Here is a 5,836-nt window from a genome sequence, read left to right as displayed (position 1 = left end):
CCCCCGACGCCACCACGACCGCCCTGGACGGCGCCCGCGGCGCGAACGTCGACGGCGTGCCCGTCCACGCGGTGCGGCTGCGCGGGCTCCTCGCCCACCAGGAGGTACTCCTCGGCGGTGAGGGCGAGACCCTGACGATCCGTCACGACTCGCTGCACCACAGCAGTTTCATGCCGGGCATCCTGCTGGGCGCCCGCCGTGTCGGGAGCGCTCCGGGCCTGACCTTCGGCCTGGAACACTTCCTGGACCTGAGCTGAGCCGGTCACCATCATGCGCGCGAAGATCTCCTACGCCGTCACCGCAGCCGTCCTCGTCTTCTACTTCGTCCTGGTCGGCAGCCGTGGCGTGATGCTCATCCAGTCCGGCACCCTCATCACCGTCACCTTCGGCGTGGCGGTGCTGGTCCTGCCGGTGATCGGCCTGTGGTTCCTGTGGAAGAACACCCAGTTCGTCCGCCGGGCCAACGCCCTCGCCGCCGAACTCGACGCCGAGGGCGGACTCCCGGTCGACGAGCTGAGACGCCTGCCCAGCGGGCGCGTCGACCGTGACTCGGCCGACGAGGTCTTCGCCAAACGCAAGGCCGAGACGGAGGCGTCCCCGGACGACTGGCGCTGCTGGTTCCGCCTCGCCGTCGCCTACCATGACGCCCGCGACACCCCGCGCGCCCGCAAGGCGATGCAGCGGGCGATCGCCCTCCACGACGCCCCACGCTGACCGCACGCAACGGGCCCGGCCGGCACCACGCCGACCGGGCCCGACGCATGACCGGGGGCCCCGCCTCGCGAACCCGGCCGGGCTAACCGCGGACGTTCTCCGCGGCCCACGCCTCCACGGTGTCCGCGGCCCGGTCGAAGGCCTCGGGACGTGCCAGGAAGTCCGCATTGTGCGTGGTCAGCAGCGGCGGCATCAGATCCGCGCCCCGGCCGCGCCGCGCCAGCACCAGCGCCTGCCCCTGCACGGCACGCGGCAACCCCAGCCAGCGCACCGGCTGCTGCACCGTCCGTACGGCGGCGACCTGCTCCCAGGCCACCGTCCGCGTCACGAGGAAGGCGACATGCCGCAGCCCGCGCGGGCTCACCCACACCCCCATCCGCAGCAGCCGCAGCGCCGCTCCGATGATCAGCACGGCGATGCCGAACACGACACCGGCCCCGCTCACCGACCCGGCCAGGGCGATGATGACGGCCGCGAACAGCACGTACGAGGCGAGCAGCAGCGCGAGCGCCGCCGCACCCACGCGCCACGGTCCGGGCCGGTAGGGCCGCCGCCAGCGGTCACGGTCCTCGTACGGCAGGGGGACGTCGTCGGCGGTGTCGTCAGCGCGGTCGGCCGTCAGAAAGGGCAGGGGCACGGCTGTTCCTCACTCGCTCCGGGCATGTGCTGTGACCGGTGAGGCTATCCGGCCCCGCCGCGGCTCACCACCATCGGGGGCCGCGAGGCGGGTCAGTGTCCCTCGGCCGCCTGGGACTGCTGCGGCGCGGTGTTGGCGGGGTCGACGGACAGCGCGGGCATCCCGACCACCAGAGCCCCCACCAGCGCCGCCACGACGGTCAGCCCGAGCAGCCACCGCCCGGCCACCTGCACCCGGGAGAGCCGCTCACGCGGCGGGGGAGCGACATTGCTGCGGAACCTCTCCGCCTCGGCCACAAAAGCGAACGGCACAGGTTCCCGCCGACCGGACATCAGGGGCACGTCTCCCTTCGGGGACAGAACGGATCATCGTCACCCAGACAGACGAACGAAACCCCGGATCGGTGCCCGCCGGCGCCGGATTTTTCGGCGGGCCGGAGCAGGCCCGCCGCTGGGTAAAGTGGCCTCGCCGAAAGACCAGACGGGAAAGGCCCCCCAAGCGTGATCTCCGACGATGACATCAAGATCGAGTTCCGCAGCGACGTCACGGTGGAGTTGGTGAAGCACAGCGCGGCCGACTCCGACGTACTGTTCGCCGCTCGAGTGTCGACGCTGGGTGAGCAGTCCCTGGACGAGTTGAAGAAGGACCCGGAGCGCTCCCGAGGCCTGATCAACTACCTCATGCGCGACCGGCACGGCAGCCCGTTCGAGCACAACTCGATGACCTTCTTCATCAGTGCGCCGATCTTCGTGTTCCGCGAGTTCATGCGCCACCGCGTCGGCTGGTCCTACAACGAGGAATCGGGCCGTTACCGGGAGTTGCAGCCGGTCTTCTACGTCCCGGACGCCTCGCGCAAGCTGGTCCAGGAGGGACGCCCCGGCAAGTACCGGTTCGTCGAGGGCACCCCCGAACAGCACAAGCTCGCCACCGAGGCGATGCAGGACTCGTACCGGCAGGCGTACCGCACCTACCGCGAAATGCTCGACGCCGGCGTCGCCCGCGAGGTCGCCCGCTCCGTGCTCCCCGTCGGCCTGTTCTCCTCGATGTACGCCACCTGCAACGCCCGCTCGCTCATGCACTTCCTCGGGCTGCGCACCCAGCACGAGCTGGCGAAGGTGCCCTCTTTCCCGCAGCGGGAGATCGAGATGGTCGGCGAGAAGATGGAGGCCGCGTGGGCCGAGCTGATGCCGCTCACCTACGCCGCCTTCAACGCGAACGGCCGCGTCGCGCCGTAGCCGCATTCCTGTGCTCACACGGGCACAGATGTACGGATCAACCGCACGAAGTGTCCGGATTGCGGCTTTTCGTGAGGTTCATCTAGCCTGATCGAACGGACCCGGCACTGCCTGAACCCCCGAGCAGGCAGTGCCGGGCTCCACCTTTGTCCTGACTTGCCCGACACCCCGAGGGCAGACCACGCGGTGAGCAACGAGTAGCGTGTAACCCATGGCTCCGACCTCCACTCCGCAGACCCCCTTCGGGCGGGTCCTCACCGCCATGGTCACGCCTTTCACGGCGGACGGCGCACTCGACCTCGACGGCGCACAGCGGCTCGCCACCCACCTGGTGGACGCAGGCAACGACGGCCTGATCATCAACGGCACCACCGGCGAGTCCCCCACCACCAGTGACGCGGAGAAATCGGATCTCGTACGAGCGGTTCTGGAGGCGGTCGGCGACCGCGCCCACGTCGTCGCCGGCGTCGGCACCAATGACACCCACCACAGCATCGAGCTGGCCCGCGCCGCCGAGAAGACCGGCGCCCACGGCCTGCTCGTCGTCACGCCGTACTACAACAAGCCCCCGCAGGAGGGCCTGTACCGGCACTTCAAGGCCGTCGCCGACGCCACCGGCCTCCCGGTCATGCTCTACGACATCCCCGGCCGCAGCGGCGTCCCGATCAACACCGAGACGCTCGTCCGCCTCGCCGAGCACCCGCGTATCGTCGCCAACAAGGACGCCAAGGGCGACCTCGGCCGCGCCGGCTGGGCCATCGCCCGCTCCGGCCTCGCCTGGTACTCCGGCGACGACATGCTGAACCTGCCGCTGCTCTCCGTGGGCGCCGTCGGCTTCGTCTCGGTCGTCGGCCACGTCGTCACCCCCGACCTGCGCGCCCTCGTCGACGCGTACGTCTCCGGTGACGTCGCCAAGGCGACCGAGATCCACCAGAAGCTGCTCCCCGTCTACACGGGCATGTTCCGCACCCAGGGCGTCATGACCGCCAAGGCCGCGCTGACCCTCCAGGGCCTGCCCGCGGGCCCCCTGCGCGCGCCCATGATCGAGTGCTCCCCGGAAGAGATCGAGCAGCTCAAGATCGATCTTGCCGCCGGCGGGGTACAGCTCTGACTAACAGACTTCGCGCGCACCGCCGCGCACCTGCACCTCACAACTGAATAGGCGGGCCCACCGGTGCCCGCACCCCACAACGACAACTGCTATTGCACGAACGTCACGCGCGCCACGTGCCCGACCGGTACGTGGCGCGCGTGGTGAGGAGAGTCTTTTGAGTCATCCGCACCCTGAACTCGGCCCGCCGCCTCCCCTCCCCAAGGGGGGCCTGCGGGTCACCCCGCTCGGCGGCCTCGGTGAGATCGGCCGGAACATGACGGTCTTCGAGTACGGTGGCCGTCTGCTGATCGTCGACTGCGGAGTGCTCTTCCCCGAGGAGGAGCAGCCCGGAATCGACCTGATCCTGCCGGACTTCTCGTCCATCCGGGACCGCCTCGACGACATCGAGGGCATCGTGCTCACCCACGGGCACGAGGACCACATCGGCGGTGTCCCGTTCCTGCTCCGCGAGAAGCCGGACATCCCGCTGATCGGCTCCAAGCTGACCCTGGCCCTGATCGAGGCCAAGCTCCAGGAGCACCGGATCCGCCCGTACACCCTCGAGGTGGCCGAGGGGCACCGCGAGCGCGTCGGCCCCTTCGACTGCGAGTTCATCGCGGTCAACCACTCCATCCCGGACGCGCTGGCCGTGGCTGTGCGCACTCCCGCGGGCATGGTGGTCCACACCGGCGACTTCAAGATGGACCAGCTCCCGCTGGACAACCGCCTCACCGACCTCCACGCCTTCGCACGGCTGAGCGAGGAAGGCATCGACCTTCTCCTCACGGACTCCACGAACGCCGAGGTCCCCGGCTTCACGCCGCACGAGCGGGACATCTCCAATGTGCTGCGGCAGGTCTTCGCCGGCGCCCGCAAGCGCATCATCGTGGCGAGCTTCGCCAGCCATGTCCACCGCATCCAGCAGATTCTGGACGCGGCGCACGAGTACGGCCGCCGGGTCGCCTTCGTCGGCCGCTCGATGGTCCGCAACATGGGCATCGCCCGCGACCTCGGGTACCTCAAGGTCCCGCCGGGCCTCGTCGTCGATGTGAAGACCCTGGACGACCTGCCCGACCACGAGGTGGTCCTGGTCTGTACGGGCTCCCAGGGCGAGCCGATGGCCGCGCTGTCCCGTATGGCCAATCGCGACCACCAGATCCGTATCGTCGAGGGCGACACGGTGATCCTGGCGTCGTCCCTGATCCCGGGCAACGAGAACGCCGTCTACCGCGTGATCAACGGCCTGACCCGCTGGGGCGCCAACGTCGTCCACAAGGGCAACGCCAAGGTGCACGTCTCCGGCCACGCCTCCGCGGGCGAGCTGCTGTACTTCTACAACATCTGCCGCCCGAAGAACCTGATGCCGGTCCACGGCGAATGGCGCCACCTGCGCGCCAACGCCGAGCTGGGCGCCCTGACCGGTGTCCCGCACGACCGCATCGTCATCGCCGAGGACGGTGTCACCGTCGACCTCGTCGAGGGCAAGGCCAAGATCTCCGGCAAGGTCCAGGCCGGGTACGTGTACGTCGACGGTCTCTCCGTCGGGGACGTCGGCGAACCGGCTCTGAAGGACCGCAAGATCCTCGGTGAGGAGGGCATCATCTCGGTCTTCGTGGTGATCGACTCCTCCACCGGCAAGATCACCGGCGGTCCGCACGTCCAGGCGCGCGGCTCCGGTATCGAGGACTCGGCCTTCGTGGACGTCATCCCGAAGATCACCGAGAGCCTGGAGCGCTCGGCTCGCGACGGCGTCGTGGAGCCGCATCAGATGCAGCAACTCGTCCGCCGCACCCTCGGCAAGTGGGTGTCGGACACCTACCGCCGCCGGCCGATGATCCTGCCGGTCGTCGTGGAGGTCTGACGTACCGACAGGTGCGTACCCCGGGCGGGGCCCCTCGATTTGCATCGGGGCGCCCCGCTCCAGTACGTTTACGGCTCCGCCCAGCTGGGAACCCCGCCGCCTCGTGCGTCGGGGCACATGTCCCGGAGGGGGCGGGAAATCCGACTCAGAACTTCTGATAAAGTCGGGTCCGCCGGAAAGGGAAACGCGAGAGCGGGAACCTGGAAAGCACCGAGGAAATCGGATCGGAAAGATCTGATAGAGTCGGAAACGCAAGACCGAAGGGAAGCGCCCGGAGGAAAGCCCGAGAGGGTGAG

At 69.3% G+C, this 5,836-nt stretch carries 7 protein-coding genes; 5 read left to right on the top strand and 2 right to left on the bottom strand.

Translation table 11 applies throughout. From position 1 onward, the window contains the following. Both MTQ10_RS27045 and MTQ10_RS27040 read left to right on the top strand, forming a co-directional pair. Nucleotides 1-257 (top strand): dihydrodipicolinate reductase C-terminal domain-containing protein (locus tag MTQ10_RS27045; RefSeq protein ID WP_282612643.1); only part of this gene is annotated, 257 nt, incomplete at its 5' end. 13 nt (nucleotides 258-270) lie between these two features. Further along, entirely contained in the window at nucleotides 271-714 is a 444-nt protein-coding gene (locus MTQ10_RS27040; RefSeq protein ID WP_247472851.1) for a hypothetical protein, read from the top strand. A gap of 82 nt (nucleotides 715-796) precedes the next feature. Here MTQ10_RS27040 and MTQ10_RS27035 read toward each other — a convergent pair whose 3' ends face one another. After that, the gene (locus tag MTQ10_RS27035; RefSeq protein WP_247472850.1) at nucleotides 797-1,351 is read right to left on the bottom strand and encodes a hypothetical protein; all 555 of its coding nucleotides are present in this window, start codon (nucleotides 1,349-1,351) and stop codon (nucleotides 797-799) included. Between the two features lie 92 nt (nucleotides 1,352-1,443). Next, a complete protein-coding gene (locus MTQ10_RS27030) occupies nucleotides 1,444-1,683 on the bottom strand; it encodes a hypothetical protein (protein ID WP_247472848.1) in 240 nt (79 codons plus the stop codon). 168 nt (nucleotides 1,684-1,851) lie between these two features. Between MTQ10_RS27030 and thyX the strand changes: the two genes are divergently transcribed. The 3 genes from thyX to MTQ10_RS27015 all read left to right on the top strand — a co-directional run bounded on the left by thyX (nucleotide 1,852) and on the right by MTQ10_RS27015 (nucleotide 5,540). Then, entirely contained in the window at nucleotides 1,852-2,586 is a 735-nt protein-coding gene (gene thyX / locus MTQ10_RS27025; protein ID WP_374117704.1) for an FAD-dependent thymidylate synthase, read from the top strand. Between the two features lie 211 nt (nucleotides 2,587-2,797). Next, nucleotides 2,798-3,697, top strand: coding sequence for a 4-hydroxy-tetrahydrodipicolinate synthase (gene dapA / locus MTQ10_RS27020; RefSeq protein ID WP_247472847.1), 900 nt, complete (start codon nucleotides 2,798-2,800; stop codon nucleotides 3,695-3,697). Between the two features lie 157 nt (nucleotides 3,698-3,854). Continuing rightward, the gene (locus MTQ10_RS27015; protein ID WP_247472844.1) at nucleotides 3,855-5,540 is read left to right on the top strand and encodes a ribonuclease J; all 1,686 of its coding nucleotides are present in this window, start codon (nucleotides 3,855-3,857) and stop codon (nucleotides 5,538-5,540) included. Nucleotides 5,541-5,836: the final 296 nt, after the last annotated feature.

This window comes from Streptomyces sp. XM83C (assembly GCF_023072675.1).
In the GTDB taxonomy this organism is placed as follows: domain Bacteria; phylum Actinomycetota; class Actinomycetes; order Streptomycetales; family Streptomycetaceae; genus Streptomyces; species Streptomyces thermocoprophilus.
Note: the sequence above shows the minus strand (reverse complement) of the source record. Positions and strands in the feature narration are given on the sequence as shown.

Excerpts from the sequence above, each read along its gene's own strand:
- dapA (WP_247472847.1), top strand. The coding sequence starts at position 2,798 with ATGGCTCCGACCTCCACTCCGCAGACCCCCTTCGGGCGGGTCCTCACC.
- MTQ10_RS27040 (WP_247472851.1), top strand. The coding sequence starts at position 271 with ATGCGCGCGAAGATCTCCTACGCCGTCACCGCAGCCGTCCTCGTCTTC.
- MTQ10_RS27030 (WP_247472848.1), bottom strand. The coding sequence starts at position 1,683 with ATGTCCGGTCGGCGGGAACCTGTGCCGTTCGCTTTTGTGGCCGAGGCG.